This is a genomic window from Streptomyces purpureus (assembly GCF_014648195.1).
In the GTDB taxonomy this organism is placed as follows: domain Bacteria; phylum Actinomycetota; class Actinomycetes; order Streptomycetales; family Streptomycetaceae; genus Streptomyces; species Streptomyces purpureus.
The window spans coordinates 30,935-46,047 of sequence record NZ_BMQQ01000003.1 but is presented as its reverse complement, the minus strand read 5'-3'; the positions used below and the strand labels follow the sequence as shown (position 1 = coordinate 46,047).

General features: G+C 73.8%; 17 protein-coding genes. 6 read left to right on the top strand and 11 right to left on the bottom strand.

Annotated elements, in window-relative coordinates:
• Nucleotides 1-9 precede the first annotated feature (9 nt).
• From IEZ01_RS05720 to IEZ01_RS05700, 5 genes are all read right to left on the bottom strand, one after another.
• Nucleotides 10-423, bottom strand: coding sequence for a PIN domain-containing protein (locus IEZ01_RS05720; RefSeq protein ID WP_189200269.1), 414 nt, complete (start codon nucleotides 421-423; stop codon nucleotides 10-12).
• On the bottom strand, nucleotides 420-683 hold the full coding sequence (locus tag IEZ01_RS05715; RefSeq protein ID WP_189200267.1) for a CopG family transcriptional regulator: 264 nt from the start codon (nucleotides 681-683) through the stop codon (nucleotides 420-422). The genes IEZ01_RS05720 and IEZ01_RS05715 overlap by 4 nt, the downstream gene beginning before the upstream one ends.
• A gap of 78 nt (nucleotides 684-761) precedes the next feature.
• Nucleotides 762-1,628, bottom strand: a complete 867-nt coding sequence (locus IEZ01_RS05710; RefSeq protein WP_019887987.1) for an ABC transporter permease — start codon at nucleotides 1,626-1,628, stop codon at nucleotides 762-764.
• On the bottom strand, nucleotides 1,625-2,653 hold the full coding sequence (locus IEZ01_RS05705) for a daunorubicin resistance protein DrrA family ABC transporter ATP-binding protein (RefSeq protein ID WP_019887988.1): 1,029 nt from the start codon (nucleotides 2,651-2,653) through the stop codon (nucleotides 1,625-1,627). Before IEZ01_RS05705 ends, IEZ01_RS05710 begins: the two co-directional genes overlap by 4 nt.
• Nucleotides 2,654-3,040: 387 nt before the next feature.
• Complete coding sequence (locus tag IEZ01_RS05700) at nucleotides 3,041-3,799, bottom strand: SDR family oxidoreductase (protein ID WP_019887990.1); 759 nt, start codon at nucleotides 3,797-3,799, stop codon at nucleotides 3,041-3,043.
• Nucleotides 3,800-3,919: 120 nt separating this feature from the next.
• On the opposite strand from IEZ01_RS05700, the gene IEZ01_RS05695 reads away from it, so the two are divergent.
• A complete protein-coding gene (locus IEZ01_RS05695) occupies nucleotides 3,920-7,252 on the top strand; it encodes an AfsR/SARP family transcriptional regulator (RefSeq protein WP_019887992.1) in 3,333 nt (1,110 codons plus the stop codon).
• A gap of 63 nt (nucleotides 7,253-7,315) precedes the next feature.
• Here the strand turns inward: IEZ01_RS05695 and IEZ01_RS05690 are convergent, their stop codons facing one another.
• From IEZ01_RS05690 to IEZ01_RS05670, 5 genes are all read right to left on the bottom strand, one after another.
• Nucleotides 7,316-7,729, bottom strand: coding sequence for a hypothetical protein (locus IEZ01_RS05690; RefSeq protein ID WP_019887994.1), 414 nt, complete (start codon nucleotides 7,727-7,729; stop codon nucleotides 7,316-7,318).
• A 95-nt stretch (nucleotides 7,730-7,824) separates the two neighbouring features.
• Nucleotides 7,825-8,235 (bottom strand): RidA family protein, encoded by a 411-nt coding sequence (locus IEZ01_RS05685; RefSeq protein ID WP_189200265.1) that lies wholly within the window; start codon nucleotides 8,233-8,235, stop codon nucleotides 7,825-7,827.
• Nucleotides 8,232-9,461 (bottom strand): MFS transporter, encoded by a 1,230-nt coding sequence (locus IEZ01_RS05680; protein ID WP_189200263.1) that lies wholly within the window; start codon nucleotides 9,459-9,461, stop codon nucleotides 8,232-8,234. The genes IEZ01_RS05685 and IEZ01_RS05680 overlap by 4 nt, the downstream gene beginning before the upstream one ends.
• Nucleotides 9,462-9,626: 165 nt before the next feature.
• Nucleotides 9,627-10,100, bottom strand: coding sequence for an RrF2 family transcriptional regulator (locus IEZ01_RS05675; protein WP_019888000.1), 474 nt, complete (start codon nucleotides 10,098-10,100; stop codon nucleotides 9,627-9,629).
• Nucleotides 10,101-10,117: 17 nt separating this feature from the next.
• The gene (locus IEZ01_RS05670; RefSeq protein ID WP_189200260.1) at nucleotides 10,118-11,506 is read right to left on the bottom strand and encodes an aminotransferase-like domain-containing protein; all 1,389 of its coding nucleotides are present in this window, start codon (nucleotides 11,504-11,506) and stop codon (nucleotides 10,118-10,120) included.
• A 59-nt stretch (nucleotides 11,507-11,565) separates the two neighbouring features.
• On the opposite strand from IEZ01_RS05670, the gene IEZ01_RS05665 reads away from it, so the two are divergent.
• From IEZ01_RS05665 to IEZ01_RS05655, 3 genes are read left to right on the top strand one after another with little or no spacing between them, the layout of a single operon-like run.
• Nucleotides 11,566-12,378, top strand: a complete 813-nt coding sequence (locus IEZ01_RS05665) for an alpha/beta fold hydrolase (RefSeq protein ID WP_189200258.1) — start codon at nucleotides 11,566-11,568, stop codon at nucleotides 12,376-12,378.
• 37 nt (nucleotides 12,379-12,415) lie between these two features.
• The gene (locus IEZ01_RS05660; RefSeq protein ID WP_019888004.1) at nucleotides 12,416-12,928 is read left to right on the top strand and encodes a DUF7144 family membrane protein; all 513 of its coding nucleotides are present in this window, start codon (nucleotides 12,416-12,418) and stop codon (nucleotides 12,926-12,928) included.
• 35 nt (nucleotides 12,929-12,963) lie between these two features.
• A complete protein-coding gene (locus tag IEZ01_RS05655) occupies nucleotides 12,964-13,731 on the top strand; it encodes an ATP-grasp domain-containing protein (RefSeq protein WP_189200256.1) in 768 nt (255 codons plus the stop codon).
• A 100-nt stretch (nucleotides 13,732-13,831) separates the two neighbouring features.
• Here IEZ01_RS05655 and IEZ01_RS05650 read toward each other — a convergent pair whose 3' ends face one another.
• Entirely contained in the window at nucleotides 13,832-14,428 is a 597-nt protein-coding gene (locus IEZ01_RS05650; protein WP_052185788.1) for a GNAT family N-acetyltransferase, read from the bottom strand.
• On the opposite strand from IEZ01_RS05650, the gene IEZ01_RS35990 reads away from it, so the two are divergent.
• Together IEZ01_RS35990 and IEZ01_RS05640 are read left to right on the top strand one after the other, a co-directional pair.
• Complete coding sequence (locus IEZ01_RS35990; RefSeq protein WP_019888010.1) at nucleotides 14,312-14,593, top strand: NUDIX hydrolase; 282 nt, start codon at nucleotides 14,312-14,314, stop codon at nucleotides 14,591-14,593. The genes IEZ01_RS05650 and IEZ01_RS35990 overlap by 117 nt on opposite strands.
• Nucleotides 14,594-14,764: 171 nt before the next feature.
• Nucleotides 14,765-15,113 (top strand): hypothetical protein (locus IEZ01_RS05640; protein ID WP_229832723.1); only part of this gene is annotated, 349 nt, incomplete at its 3' end.

Sequence of the window (15,113 nt, the reverse complement as noted above, 5' to 3'; positions counted from 1 at the left end):
CCGCGCGCCTCACAGCTTGACGACGGTGACGCGATCACCGCACAAGGCCGCGATGTCCTCCGGGTCGGAGGTGAGGACCGTCACGGGACCGGGGGCGGCGAGGGCGGTCGCGCAGAGCATGGCGTCGATGGCGTACTTGTGCCCGTCGAGCCCGGTGTCGGCCAGGAGGGCGGCCGCGCGGCGGGCGACGGGCTCGCCGACCGGTTCGACGACGATGCGCGACAGCGTCCATTCGAGGGCCGGGCGATTGATCCGAGGGTGGACGACTTCGACGAGTGTGGCGGCGCTGGTGATCACGCGCAGGTCGTCGGCCCTCGCCAGAGCAAGCCAGCCCGTCACCTCACGGTCGCGCAGAACGGCCTTGGCCAGGCCCTCGCTGTCGAGGACCAGCGTACCGCCCGGCACGGCGGCCGAGGCCGTCACGCGGCGTCCGTCCCTCGCTGCCCCTGTGCCTCGCGGGCGCGTTGCAGCTGGTCCCGCTTGGCCTGGATCTCTTCCTCTCCGATGGGCCCGTGCTCGGCCTCGGCGACGGTGATCAGCTCGTTGAGGTTGTCCCGCTCGATCTGCCGGGCGACCGCCGCGGCCACATACGCCGACAGGCCGGACGGGCCACTGCGCGCGCGGGCGGCTTCGGCGATGTCGCGGGGCATGGTGATCGAGTACTTGCCGGTAGGCTCACTCATGCTGTCTATCCTACCGGGAATCCTACCGGCCCGTCCGGGGTCCGCCCGTCCGCTGCCGCCCCGCAGGGGCGCCCGGCGTCACTTCCGGTTGTACAGCCGCATCGTGACCGCCCCGAAGACCAGCACGAACACCGCCGACCAGCCCAGCGACCAGGCGATGTCGGCCGCCGGCCAGTTCCCCGCCATCAGCTCCCGTACCGCCGTGGACAGATGGGTCACCGGGCTGTTGTTGACGAACGCCTGCAGCCAGCCCGGCATAGTCCTCGGGTCGACGAAGACGTTGCTGAGGAAGGTCAGCGGGAAGATCACCATCATCGAGACGCCCATGACCGACTTCTCGCTGCGCAGCATCAGCCCGAACATCGTCCAGATCCACGAGAACGCGAACGAGAACACCAGCAGCAGCGCGACCCCGGCCAGCACCCCCACCACCCCGCCGTCGGGGCGGTAGCCGATCGCGATGCCGACCGTGAGCATCACCGCCGAGGCGATCAGATAGCGCACCACATCGCCGAGGAGATACCCGACCATCGGCGCCGGGCGCCAGATCGGCAGCGTACGGAAGCGGTCGAAGACACCCTTCTCGATGTCGGTGTTGACCGACACCCCGGTGTACATCGTGATCATCACGACGCTCATCACGAGGATGCCCGGCAGCAGGAACTGGATGTACGCCGAGACGGACCCGGCGAGCGCCCCGCCGAAGAGGTACGTGTACATCAGCACCATCATGATCGGGAACGCGGTCACGTCGAACAGCTGCTCCGGCACATGCTTGATCTTGAGCATGGCCCGCCAGCCGAACGTCAGCGACGCCGACAGGGCGCTCGGGCGCGGCGGACGCACCTGGCCGACGAGCAGGGCGGCCAGTTCGTCGGCCTTCGGCGCCTCGAAGGCGAGGGCGTCGGCCGCCTGGTTCTCCTTGGTGGTGGCGACGGTGCTCATGCCGTCGTTCCCTTCGTCTCTTCCGCTGTGTCCTGCGTGTGCGTCACATTCGCCGGCGTGGCGCGGCTGTCGGTCAGGGCGAGGAAGACCTCGTCCAGGCTCGGCTGCCCCAGGCCGAAGTTGTCGACGGTGATCCCGGCCCTGGCCAGCTCGGCGAGGGCCCGCGCCGCCTGCTCTGCGGCGCCGAGGTCGGTGCCGTGGCCGTTGACGGTGGCCGTCAGCGCCACCGGGTCCGGATCGAGCTGTACGTCCGCGTTGAGCGCGGCGGCCAGCACCCGCTCGGCATGCGGACGCTGCTCCGGCTCCCGGAGCCGTACGTGCACGGACCCCGAGCCCACCGACGCCTTCAGCGCGCCCTTGGTGCCCTCGGCGATCACCTTCCCGTGGTCGATCACCGCGATACGGGACGCCAGCTGGTCGGCCTCGTCGAGGTACTGCGTGGTCAGCAGCACCGTCGTGCCCTGGGAGACGACCGCGCGGACGATGTCCCACACCTGATTGCGGCTGCGCGGATCGAGCCCCGTCGTCGGCTCGTCGAGGAAGAGCAGGTCAGGGGTGTTGAGGATGGACGCGGCGATGTCGATACGGCGGCGCATACCGCCGGAGTAGTTCTTCACCTGACGGTCGGCGGCCTCGGAGAGCCCGAAGGCCTCCAGCAGCTGCGCGGACCGCTCGCGCGCGGCGGGCCGCGTGTGGCCCAGGAGACGGCCGAGGAGGACGAGGTTCTCGGTGCCGGTCAGGTCCTCGTCGACGGAGGCGTACTGCCCGGTCAGGCTCACCCTGCCGCGTACGGTGTCGGCGTCCTTCACCACGTCCTTGCCGAAGACGCGGGCCTCGCCGCCGTCCGGCCGCAACAGTGTGGCCAGCATCTTCACGGCGGTGGTCTTGCCGGCGCCGTTCGGGCCGAGGACTCCGTAGACGGTGCCGGTGGGCACACGGAGGTCGATCCCGTCGACGGCGCGGTTGGTGCCGAAGACCTTGACCAGCCCGGACGTCTCGATCGCCAGGTCGGTAGCTGTGCTCATGATGGGGTCCCGGGTCGGGGATGGACTCCCCACCCAGTCTCCGACCGTCACCCGCGGGACGCCAGACGGGCGACCTCGGACTTCTGCCCTAGGCCGGAGGCCCCGCCGGGCCCGGGTCCCCGGCCCACCGGCCTCGGGTCCGGCGGCCTTGGGCCCTCCCCCGGACCGTCGGCCTCCGGGCCCGCCCGGCCTCCGGACAGTCGGCCTCCGGAATCGCCGGGCCGCGGGCTCGCCGACACTCCGGGCCTCGCCCGGCCTCCGGGTTCGCCTGGCCCCCGGGACCGTCGGTCTCGGGTCCTCCGGCACTCCGGGCCTCGCCCGGCCTGCGGATTCGCCGGGCCCCGGGCCCTGGGCCCCGGGCCCCGGACCGTCGGCCCCCGTGGCCCTCTACGCCACCACCAGCTGCTGCACCAGCCCGCCGTCCACGGCGAGCTTCACCCCGGTGGTGAAGGTGGCGTCCACGGCGAGGAAGAGCGCGGCCCGCGCCACCTCGTCGGCCGTACCGTGCCGGTGCAGCGGCGTCGCCTCGTCACCGGCCTTCTTGAACGCCTCGTGCTCCTCCGCGGTGAGCCCCTGGATCCCACCGCCGGGGGTGTCGATGTACCCGGGCGACACCGCGTTGACACGGATCCCCCGGCCGGCCAGCTCCGCGGCGAGCGCCTGGGCGAACGACCACAGCCCCGCCTTCGTCGCCGCGTACACGCTCATCCCCGCCGTACCCGTGACATCGGCGACGGAGGTCGTGAAGACCACCGAGCCGCCGTCGGCGAGCAGCGGCATCAGCCCCTGCACGGTGAAGTACGGGCCCTTCAGGTTCACCGTGAGCATCTTGTCGTACTGCTCCTCGGTGACCAGCGGGATCGGGGCCAGTTCGGCGATGCCCGCGTTGACGAAGAGATGGTCGACCCGGCCCAGCTTCTCCTCGACGAGCCCCGGCAGGGCCCGTACGGCGGCCATGTCGGACAGGTCGGAGGGGACGACGTGCGCGGCGGGACCCAGCTCGGCCTGCGCGTCCTTCAGGTTCCGCGGGTTGCGGCCGGTGACGAGGACCTCCGCGCCGCCCTCGACGAGACGCTTGGCGATGGCGAGGCCCATGCCCATGGTGCCGCCGACGATGACGGCCTTCTTGCCCGAGTACATGCTCATGTCCGGCTCCTGTGCGGTGAGTTCGTCGTTCGTTGTCCGCTGACAGGAACGACTCTGCGCCGGGCCGCTGACGGGGGGCTGATGACCCGCTGACGGACGGGCGGCGGATACGGTTTCCCCATGCGGTACGGGGTGCTGGGGACGCTGGCGGTGTGGGACGCGGCGGGGGAACCCGTCCGGGTCGCCGAGCCGAAGGTCCGCGCGCTCCTGGCCGCCCTGCTGCTGCACGAGGGGCGCCCGGTCTCCGCCGACCGCCTCCTGGACGACCTGTGGGGCGAGGACCTGCCCGGCCGGCCCGCCAACGCCCTCCAGGCCAAGGTCTCCCAGCTCCGCCGCGCCCTCGGCCGCGACCGCGTCGTGCACGGCCCGACCGGCTACCGCCTCCTCCTGGCCGAGGACGAGCTGGACGCGACCGGCTTCCGCGCCCTGCTCGCCCGGGCCCGCCACACCCCCGACCCGGCGCCGCGGGCCGCCCTGCTCGGCGAGGCGCTGGCGCTGTGGCGGGGGGCGGCGTACGAGGACGTCGCCGACGAGCCGTTCGTACGGGAAGGCGCACGCCGCCTCGAAGAGGAACGCCTCACCGCTCTGGAAGACCTGGCCGAGGCCCGCCTGGCCCTGGGTGAACACGCCACCCTCGCCCCCGAACTGACGGCCCTGGTCGCCCGCCACCCCCTGCGCGAACGCCTGCGCGCCACCCAGCTGCGCGCCCTGACCGGCGCGGGCCGCCAGGCCGACGCCCTGCACTCCTACGAGGACCTGCGCACCCGCCTCGCCGAGGAACTGGGCGTGGACCCGGGCCCCGAACTGGCCGCCCTGCACACCGCGATCCTCCGCGGTGACCTCCCGCCCGACGATCCTGCCGGTCCCGCCGCCGGGCCCGCTGTCCCCGTCCCCGCCCCCCGTCCCGCCGCGCTGCCCACGCCGCTGACGCGGCTCGTCGGGCGGGAGCGGGACGTCGAGGCGACCGCCCGGCTGCTGCGGGAGGCACGCCTGGTGACCCTCGTCGGGGCCGGCGGGGTGGGCAAGACCCGCCTCGCGGTGGAGACCGCATACGAGGCCGCGTACGACGACGGGGTGTGGTTCGTGGAGCTGGCCGGCCACGGCAGGGGCGCGGACCTCGCGGAGACCGTGGCCGCCGCGCTCGGAGTCCGGGACGACGCCGCCGGCCCGCTCTCCCCCGGAACGCCCGTCGCAGCCGCCGAGCGGCTGGCCGCAGCGCTGCGCGGCCGCGACGCGCTGCTCGTCCTCGACAACTGTGAGCACGTCGTCGCCGAGGCCGCCGAGCTCACCGTCCACCTGCTGCGCACCGCCCCCGGCCTGCGGGTCCTCGCCACCAGCCAGGAACCCCTCGGCCTGCCAGGCGAGACGGTGTGGCCGGTCGAGCCGCTGGCCCCCGAGGACGCGGTACGGCTCTTCGCGGCCCGCGCAACCGCCGCCGACCCCGGTTTCACCCTCGGCCCCGGCACCACCGACGACGTGGCGGAGATCTGCCGCCGCCTGGACGGCATCCCACTCGCCCTGGAACTGGCCGCGACACGGGTACGGGCCCTGGGCACCCGCGCGCTCGCGGCGCGCCTCGGCGACCGGTTCCGGCTGCTCACCAACGGTCAGCGCGGTGCGCCGCCGCGCCAGCAGACGCTCCGGGCCATGATCGACTGGAGCTGGGAGCTGCTGTCCGTACCGGAACGGATCGTGCTGCGCAGACTCGCCGTACACCGCGACGGCTGCACCCTCGGCGCGGCGGAGGCCGTCTGCGGGGGCGACGGCGTACCCCGCGAGGATGTCGTGGAGCTTCTGTCCAGGCTGGTGGACCGGTCGCTGGTGGTCCGCTCGGGGGAGCGCTACCGGCTGCTGGAGTCGGTCGCCGCGTACGCGCTGGAGCGGCTGAGGGATGTCGCCGACGAGGACGCCGTACGGGCCCGGCACCGCGCGTTCTACCTGTCCCTCGCCGAAGCGGCCGGCGAGGGGCTGCGCGGCGGGGGCGTGGGGGAAGGGGGCCTGCGGGGTGGGGATCTGCGCGCGGAAGGCTTGGGCAGCGGGGCCCGGCACGACGGCGGCCAGCGCAGTGAGGCCCGGCTCGACGGTTGCCCACTCGACGGCGGCCAGCGCGGTGAGGCCCGGCTCGATGGCGGCCGGCTCGACGGTTGCCCACTCGACGGCGCCCTGCGCGGTGAGGCCCGGCTCGACGGTGCCCGGCACGACGGTGCCCGGCTCGACGGCGGTCAATGCGACGGCGGTCAATGCGACGACGGCCAGCACGGATGGCTGCGGCGGCTGGACGCCGAGGCGGCGAACCTGCGGGCGGCCGCCGAGCCGGATCCGGGGCCGTTCGCGGTGGCGCTGGCCTGGTACTGGCTGCTGTCCGGCCGGCTGCGCGAAGGCCGCCGATGGTTCGCCCGCGCGGCGAGCGAACCCGGCGCGAGCGGGGAAGTACGGGCCATGGAGGCGGCGTTCGCGCTGCTGTGCGGCGAGAAGACGGCCCTCGCGCCCGAGGTGTACGCCACGATCGAGGACCCGGCCGCCCGGGCGCGGGCCCGCTGGCTCGTCGCGTACGGGCACTACTACACCGGCGACCTCGCGGAGAGCGAGCGGCTCGTGGCGGCGGTGGCCGAGCCCGCGGCGGCCGCCGACCGGTGGACCCAGGCCGCCGCGCACGCGCTGCGGTCCGCGCAGGCACTCCTGCGGGGCGACGTGGCGGCGCAGGGCCGGCACGGTCACGAAGCCGTCCGGATCTTCCGGGAACTCGGCGACAAATGGGGCGAGTTGCAGGCGGTGGCGCCACTGGCCGCGCTCGCCGAGATCAACGGCGACTACGGGCAGGCGACCCGCCGCCACGAGGACGGCCTGCGGCTCGCCCAAGACCTCGGCCTCGCGGCTCAGGTCTCGGCCCGGCTCTCCGGACTCGGCCGGCTCGCGCTGCTCGCCGGGGACTGGGACCGGGCGGCCGAACTGCACGGCCGGGCACTGCGCACGGCCGCCGAACACGGCAACAAATGGGGCGAGATCTACGCCGAGATGGGTCTCGCGCTCGGCGCGCGCCGCGCCGGACAGCTGGAGGAGGCCGAGCGGCTGCTCCACCGGATCGCCGACTGGTACGCGCGGGTCTCCTCGGAGCAGGGCAACCATCTGATCCTGGCCGAGCTGGGCTTCGTGGCCGAGCTCCGCGGCGACGGCCCCGCCGCCCGCGCTCTGCACCTGCGGTCCCTCGCGGTGGCCCGTGCGGTGGGTGACCCGCGCGCCCGCGCCCTGGCCCTGGAGGGACTCGCCGGCGCCGAAGTCCTCACCGGCCGCCCCACCCGCGCCCTGCTCCTCCTGCGCACCGCCGCCGCCCTGCGCGGCAGCGCCTCGGCCCCCCTGCCCCCGGCCGAACGCACCGACGTCACCCGCATCACGGCGGCGGCGCAGGCGGCACTGGAAGCGGCGGGGATACGGGACCCGCAAGCCCCGCACTGACATGGGAAGGGCCCTGCGGGAGCTCCCGTCCCCGCAGGGCCCTTCTCGGCCCTCCGCGTGCCCTCACTCCCGCGTGTAGAAGACGTAGAACGCCGCGCAGAACACCCCGGCCGCGATGATCGCCCCGTACGAAGACGCCGTGAGGATGCTGCGGTCGGCCAGCCCGGCCAGGAACCCGATCGCGCTGCCCGCCAGCACCCCGTACGCCGTCGCCCGCCACCCGCGCGGGAGCAGGTGCTGCGTACGGCCGAGGAGATAGCACAGCCCGCCCAGGATGGCCGCGCAGAGGAAACCGAACCCGACCTGGCCCCAAGTGATGGGGCCGCCGCTGCGCTGGAGGAAGGACGTGTAGAAGCCGTAGATCACGGCCAGTGTCAGCGGGATCGACCAGCCCAGCGACCCGTGCCGCCGCACGTCCCGGACCGGACGGCTCCGCCGGCCTCGCTGCCTCGCGGGTATCGCTGCGTGTGCGGCCATGGCAGGAGCTCCTTCACTCTCGCCCCCCAGCCACTCTCACCTCCATCCAGGGCACACCCACGTACGGCCCCCGCGCAACCGGAGGCCCCGAGGCCTCAGCCCCGTGGCGGGCGTACGGCGATCGCGTCGATCTCGAAGAGCATCCCCGGCAGCGCCAGCGCGGCCACCCCGCTCAGCGTCTGTGCCGGCAGCCGCTCGCCCCAGGCCGCGTGCAGCGCCTTGCCGAGGATCTCCAGCTTCGCGAGATCGTGGTCGACGACGAACGTGCCGAGCCGTACGACATGCTCGAAGCCGAGGCCCTCCGCGGCGAGGGCGGTGCGCAGGTTCTCGAAGCTCCGCTCCACCTGGGTGGCGAAGTCCCCCGGGACGACGGCGCCGGTCGAGTCGGAGGCGTACTGCCCCGCGATGAAGACCATCTCGCCGCGGGCGGCGGCGACATGGCTGTAGCCGAAGGGGGCCGGGTCGTGCAGGCCGGCCGGGTTGGTGAGGGTGCGCCGGTCGTTCATGCGTGGTGCTTCCTTCCGAAGAGAGCGGCCACCACGGCGGCGGCCAGGGTCAGTGCGGCGCCCGCCCACAGGACGGCGGACGCCTCGAACGTGTCGACGAGCGGCCCGCCGATGAGCGCGCCGAGCGCGAGGGAGAGACAGAAGACGCACACGTACAGCCCTGTGGCTGTCTCGGCCGCGTCCGGGGCGGCGCGCAGGAACCAGGACTGGAGCCCTACGGACACACCGCCATACGCCAGCCCCCAGCCGAGCAGCAGCCCGGCCCCGGCCACGGTGATGCCCCCGGCCAGGGCGAACCCGCCGAGAACCGCCGTCAGGGCGGCGCCGATGAGGACGAGGACCCGCCGGGGGCGCCGGGCGGCCGGGCCCCCGGCGAGGAAGTTCCCGACGAGCCCCGCGGCCCCGTAGCCGAGGAGGAGCGGTCCGACCCACCGGTCGGGCACGCCGGAGACGTCGGCGAGCAGCGGCCGGACGAAGGAGTACGCCGTGAAGTGCCCGGTGACCAGCAAGAACGTGACCGCCGCCCCGACCCGCACCCGACGATTCCCCCAGGCCGCCGCCCAAGGGCCCCGGCCGGGGCCTCCCGCGCGCCTGCCTGCCCCCGTGCCCGTGCTCGTGGCCCCCGGCAGGCGTGGCAGCAGCGTCAGAAGACAGCCGAGTGCGATCAGCGCCAGCGCCCCGACACCCGCGAACGCCCATCGCCAGCTCGTGGCGTCCGCCGCGAGCGTGGCGGCGGGGACGCCCAGGACCGAGGCCGCCGAGACGCCGCCGAAGATGACGGCGGTGGCGCGAGCCGTCCGGGCGGGCGGGACGAGGCGGGTCGCGAGGCCGCCCGCGAGGGCCCAGAAGCCGCCGATGGCCACACCGAGCAGAACCCGCGCCCCGAGCACGAGAGCGAAGGAACCGGCCACGGCCGAAGCGAGGTTGGCGACGGCCACCAGCGCCATCAGCGCTCCGAGCAGGGTCCGCCGGTCGAGCGCCCCGGCGCGGGCGGCGATCAGCGGCGCGGCGGCCGCGGCGACCAGGCCGGGGACGGTGACCATGAGGCCGGCCGTCCCCGCCGAGACGCCGAGTGCGGCGCCGACCGGGGTGAGCAGGCCGACAGGCAGCAGCTCGGCCGTCATCACGGTGAAAATGCCGAGCGTGACGGCGCCGACGGCCGGCCATCCGCCCGCCGAGGCCCGGACGTCACCGCTGCCGCGTCGCTTTATCTGGACATTTGGCATCCAGAATTACCCCCTGGAAAGGGCCCCTGGGTGGCAGGGGCCGTCGATGGTCAGTGCCTGGTTGTCAGTCGTCAGCTGTCAGCTGTCGGTCGTCAGCGGTCGGTCAATGGCGGTCAGTTGTCAGCTGTCATCCGCTGTCCGCAGTCAGTCGTCAGCTGTCCGCCGTCACATGCCCGCGAACCACCGGCGGATACGGTCCGGCGCTCCCGGCGCCTGCGCCTCCGCCCGTTCCCGTACGTCGTCGAGGGTCTGGTCCGCCAGCGCGCGGCGCCAGGCCAGTTCGGCCTTACCCATCGCTCCGGCGATCGCACACCTGGGGGCGTCCGGGCCCGCCGGGGCCGCGCCCGGGCCCTGTCGGCGGATCTCCGTGCAGCGGAACGCCTCCTCCGGCCCCTCGATGGCGGTGACCACATCCATCAGTGTGATCCGGTCCAGCGGCCTGGCCAGCCGGAACCCGCCCTTGGGGCCGGAGACCGAGCTGACGATCCCGGCCCGGGAGAGGGCCTGGAGCTGCTTGTTCAGGTACGCGGCGGGCAGCTCGTGGTAGGCCGCGAGCCGGGCGGCCGTGACCGCCCGCTCACCGCCGATCCAGGCGAGGTTGAGGCAGCTGTGCAGCGCCCACTCCACGCCCTCGTTCATCCTCATGGTCCTGGATATTAGACATCCAGAATGCCGGAGGCAAGGGAATCGGAGGAGGCGAGAACCGCCAGCCGATCCAGCGCCTGCGCCAGCACCGGACGCGGCGGCGACGCCAGACCGATCCGGACCGCGTCCGCCGCCCGCCCCGACCCCACCGCGAACGCCGCGCCGGGCGTGACCGCGATCCCCCGCTCCGCCGCCGCCGCGACGAACGTCTCCGCCCGCCACGGCGCCGGCAGCCGCCACCAGCAGTAGTAGGCGCGCGGGTCGGTGGCGATGTCGAAGCCGCCCAGATGCCGCAGCACCAGCTCCTGGCGGGCCGCCGCATCCGCCCGCTTCGCCGCCACCACCTCCGCGACCGTGCCGTCCCCGGCCCACCGCGTGGCCGCCGCCAGCGCAAACCCCGCCGCCGTCCACGCCCCCGAACGCAGCGCCTCGGCCAGCCGCTCCCGGCCGGCCTCCGGGGCCACGAGATAGCCGACCGTGAGCCCCGGCGACAGCCGCTTGGAGAGGCTGTCGAGGAAGACCGTGCGCTCCGGGGCGTACGCGGCCAGCGGCGTGGGGGAGCCCGGGTGCAGAAACCCCCAGGTCGCGTCCTCGATCGCGGTGAGCCCCAACTCCCGTAGCTTGTGAGCCCACTCGGCCCGCCGCGCGTCACCCGCCGTCACCGAGAGCGGATTGTGCAGACTCGGCTGCAGATACACCGCCGCGAGCGGCGCCGCCCGGTGCGCCGCCGCCAGCGCGTCCGGCCGCATCCCCTCCCCGTCCATCGCGATCGGCACCAGCCGTACCCCCAGCCGCTCCGCCACCGCCTTCACCAGCGGATATGTCAACGCCTCGACACCCAGACGCCCCCCGGGCGGTACGAGGCAGGAGACCGCGGCCGCGATCGCGGCCCGGCCGTTGCCCGCGAACAGGACCCGGTCCGGGTCGGGCCGCCAGCCGGAGCGGGCCAGCACCCCCGCCGCCGCCTCCCGCGCCCCCGGCGTACCGACGGCCGCCGCCGGCCGGCCCGCCTCGGCCAGCACATCCGGCCGCGCCAGCGCCCCCAACGCCCGCTCCATCAGCTCCGACTGCCCCGCCACCACCGGATAGTTGAGCTGCAGATCGACCGGCGCGAGCCCGGACGCCTCAGCCAGCGCCGGACCCGGCAGCGGCGGCGCCGCCCGGACGAACGTGCCCCGGCCGACCTCCCCCACCACCAGCCCTCGCCGGGCCAGCTCGCCGTACACCCGGATCGCGGTGGACGGCGCGATCCGGTGGCGGCGCGCGAACACGCGCTGCGGCGGCAGCCGGTCACCGGGCTTCAGCCGCCCGCCCGCGATCGCCCCCGCCACCCTGTCGGCGATGTCCCGGTAATCCACCCGCGCCCCCCTCCCCGGCCGCCATCGCGCACCGGTCCACATTGCACCGAGAGCAAATGATCGTATTGCACCGAGGAGTTGGCGCTGCCTAGCCTCCGACCATGCCCTCCGCGCTCACCGACGACCACGTGACCACCGGCTACGACGACGACGGCACCGGCCCCGCCCTCGTCCTCATCCACGGCCACCCCTTCGACCGCACCATGTGGCAGCCCCAGCGCGACGCGTTCACCGCCACCCACCGCGTCATCACCCCCGACCTGCGGGGCTACGGCGCCACCACCGTCGTCCCCGGCATCACCCCGCTCTCCCGGTTCGCCGCCGACATCGAGGCGCTCCTCGACCACCTCGGCGTGGACCGCTTCGTCCTCGGCGGACTGTCCATGGGCGGCCAGATCGCCATGGAGTGCTACCGCGCCTTCCCCGACCGCATCCGCGGCCTGATCCTCGCCGACACCTCACCCGCCGCCGAGACCCCCGACGGCAAGGCCGCCCGCGTGGCGACGGCCGACCGGCTCCTCGCCGAGGGCATGCGCGGTTACGCCGACGAGGTCCTCGACCGCATGGTCGCCCCGTACAACACGCACGCCGCCCCGCACGTCCACCGCATGATGCTGGCCACTTCCCCCGAGGGCGCCGCCGCCGCCCTGCGCGGCCGTGCCGAACGCCCCGACTATCGCGACCTGCTGACCCGCGTCACCGTCCCCGCCCTCGTCGTCGTCGGCCGCGACGACACCTACACCCCCGTCGCCGAGGCCGAGGCCATGCACGCCGCCCTCCCCGACTCCACCCTCGTCGTCGTCGACGGCGCGGCCCACCTGCCGAACCTCGAACGCCCCAAGGAGTTCAACACCGCCCTCGCCGCCTTCCTGAGTTCCCTCGACTCCCCGGGCTCACCCACACGGTCCAGCTGAACGTTCGGTCCTGGACCATCGCCACCACGATGAATCCATGACCCAGAACACCGCACCCTCCCCGCCTCCCGGCGCCCCCGGCCCCTCACCCGCCACCACCGGCTGGGCGGCCGGCGGCACCCTCTTCGCCGGCGTCCTCATGACGGTCGTGGGCATCCTCGACGTCATCCAGGGCATCGCCGCCATCGCCAAGGACGACGTCTACACCCGCATCGGCGACTACGTCTTCGCCTTCAACCTCACCGCCTGGGGCGTCATCCACCTCGTCCTGGGCATCGTGATCGCCGTCGCCGGCTGGGGCATCCTCACCGGCAAGGAGTGGGGGCGCGCCCTGGGCATCGCCCTCGCCGCACTCCACATCGTCGAACAGTTCCTGTGGCTGCCCTACCACCCCGTCTGGGCCATCTTCGCCATGGCCCTCTCGGTCTTCGTCATCTGGGCCCTGGCCACCGACACCACCTTCACCGACCACACCAGGGACGCCACCGCCACCCGCGCCCCGCGGGGCCGGCCCCCGACCCCCGGCACGTACCCCGGCCCGAAAACCTGAGCGAGGCCCATCCGCCGCTCCCTACGCTCGGTGCCATGAACCACGGCACCGGGCCCACCCTCCTGCTCCACCCGCCGCGCACCACCACCGCCGAACTCCTCGGCCAGGCCGCCGCCTGGCGCGGCCACACCGTCGTCGGCTCCGTCGAGCAGGCCACCGGCACGAGGGTGTACTGGTACGGAGGACCCCTCGCCGCCGACCGCGCCGCCGCCCGCCTCGGCCTCGGACTGCTCGAACCCGCCGACGACTGGCTCACCACCGTCCCGTACGACCTGACCCGGCGCCGCATCCGGCTCACCACGCTCGACGAGGCCCGCGCGCTCACCGGGCCCGCCTTCGTGAAGCCCCCGTCCGCGAAGATCGAGGACCTCCCGGCCGCCCTCCACGCCGACGGCTCCCGGCTCCCCCGCCACCTCGACGCCGACACCGCCGTCCTGATCAGCGACCCGGTGGAGTTCGCGGCCGAGTACCGCCTCTTCGCCCTCGACGGCGAGGTCGCCGCAGGCAGCCGCTACGCCACCCACGGACGGCTCGACCCCGGCCCCCTGGACACCGGCGCCCACGCCTTCGCCCGCGAACTCCTCGGCGCCACCGCCAAGACACTGCCCAGCGCCGTCTGCGTCGACATCGGCCGTCTCACCGACGGCCACTGGGCCGTCGTCGAGGCCAACATGGCGTGGTTCGCCCACAGCTACACCGCCGAACCCGACCGCGTCCTCGACGTCCTCCTGCGCGCCGCCGGCCCTCTCACCCACGTACGCGACCCGGACCTGCCGTACGTGAGAGCCACCTGCCGCCCCTGAGGCACGTGAGGTACGTGTGCCGGCCCCGGCGTACGTGCCGTAACGGACGACGAGCGTGCGGCGGACAGGTCACCTCTCCTCACCCGGTCGTCTGTTCGTCCTATGTTCGGTCGTTTTCGATCGACAGGTCATACATGTGGCGCTGAGAGTCCCACTCCCGTTCGAGGATGGAGTGGACCACTGAGTCACGCCACACGCCGGCCTTTTCGATGTGCTCTCGGATGCGCCCCTCCTCGACCATGCCGACCTTCGCCATGGTCCGCGCTGACGCTTCGTTCAGAGGGGAGCGCGCCCCCCACACCCGGTGCAGTCCGAGATCATCGAAGGCGAGGCCGAGGAGCAGCGCGACGAGCTCTGCACCGTAGCCCAAGCCCCACGCGCTCGGACGGAGCGCGAACCCGAAAGTGGCTGCTCGGGGCTGGTGGGGGTCCATCGCCAATCGACCGAATCCGACCAGCGCTCCCGTCCCCCGCTCGATCACGCCAAGCGCGAACTCGTTGCGAGGCTGGATCACGGCGGAGGCCATGGAGCGATCTACGATCTGCTGCACTTGGTCTCGGCTGCGTGGCTCGAAACTCAGGTGCTCCGTGGCCTTGGGGTCGCCGTAGATGCCCAGCACGGCATCGACGTCTTCGGCGGCGAGCTCACGGAGCTCGGCACCTACGCCATCACTCTCGGCTCGACTGCCCGCGTACACCTCTTCGAGGCCAGGGGTCTCACGGTCGGCCCGCAGGAGCTCACCCCCACGGAGGTCGACTTCAAGCTCTCGTGGTGGCCCTTGCACGAAGCGATCGAAGCGGCGAAGGAAGGCCGCTTCCTCCTGCCGGCCGGTCCTCTCGCGCTGATGCTGGCCGAGCGGTAGCGCCCCGGCATGGGGCGACGCGTCTGCATTGCCCGGCCCATTGTCCGGGTGCGGTGATCTCGGCCCCCGCTGAGGCTCACGGCGCCGCTCACATGGGCGTTCTTGAGTGGCGTACGTGAGACGGCCCCGCCCGGATGGCGGCCGCCCCCGCCGCCGCGCACCGTGGACCGTATGCCCCCCCGCCGCACCGCCGCCTCAGCCGTCCTCCTCGCCGTCACCGCCCTGGCCGCCTGTACCGAGGAGGAGCGGCAGCAGGCCGTGGACGTCGTCGCCTCCGCCACCGCCGCCGCCGCGTCCAAGATGGCCGAGGTCACCGACGGCATCGACGCCAAGGGCGACGTCAAGGCCGGCCCGGCCCGCGCCGACGGCGACCGCACCACCGCCGAGATCACCGCCACCAACCCCGCCGCATCCACCGCCGACTACACCATCGCCGTCAACTTCCGCGACGACGGCGGCGGCCTCCTCGACACCGTCGTCGTCACCATCGACGACGTCCCCGCCGGACAGTCCAAGACCG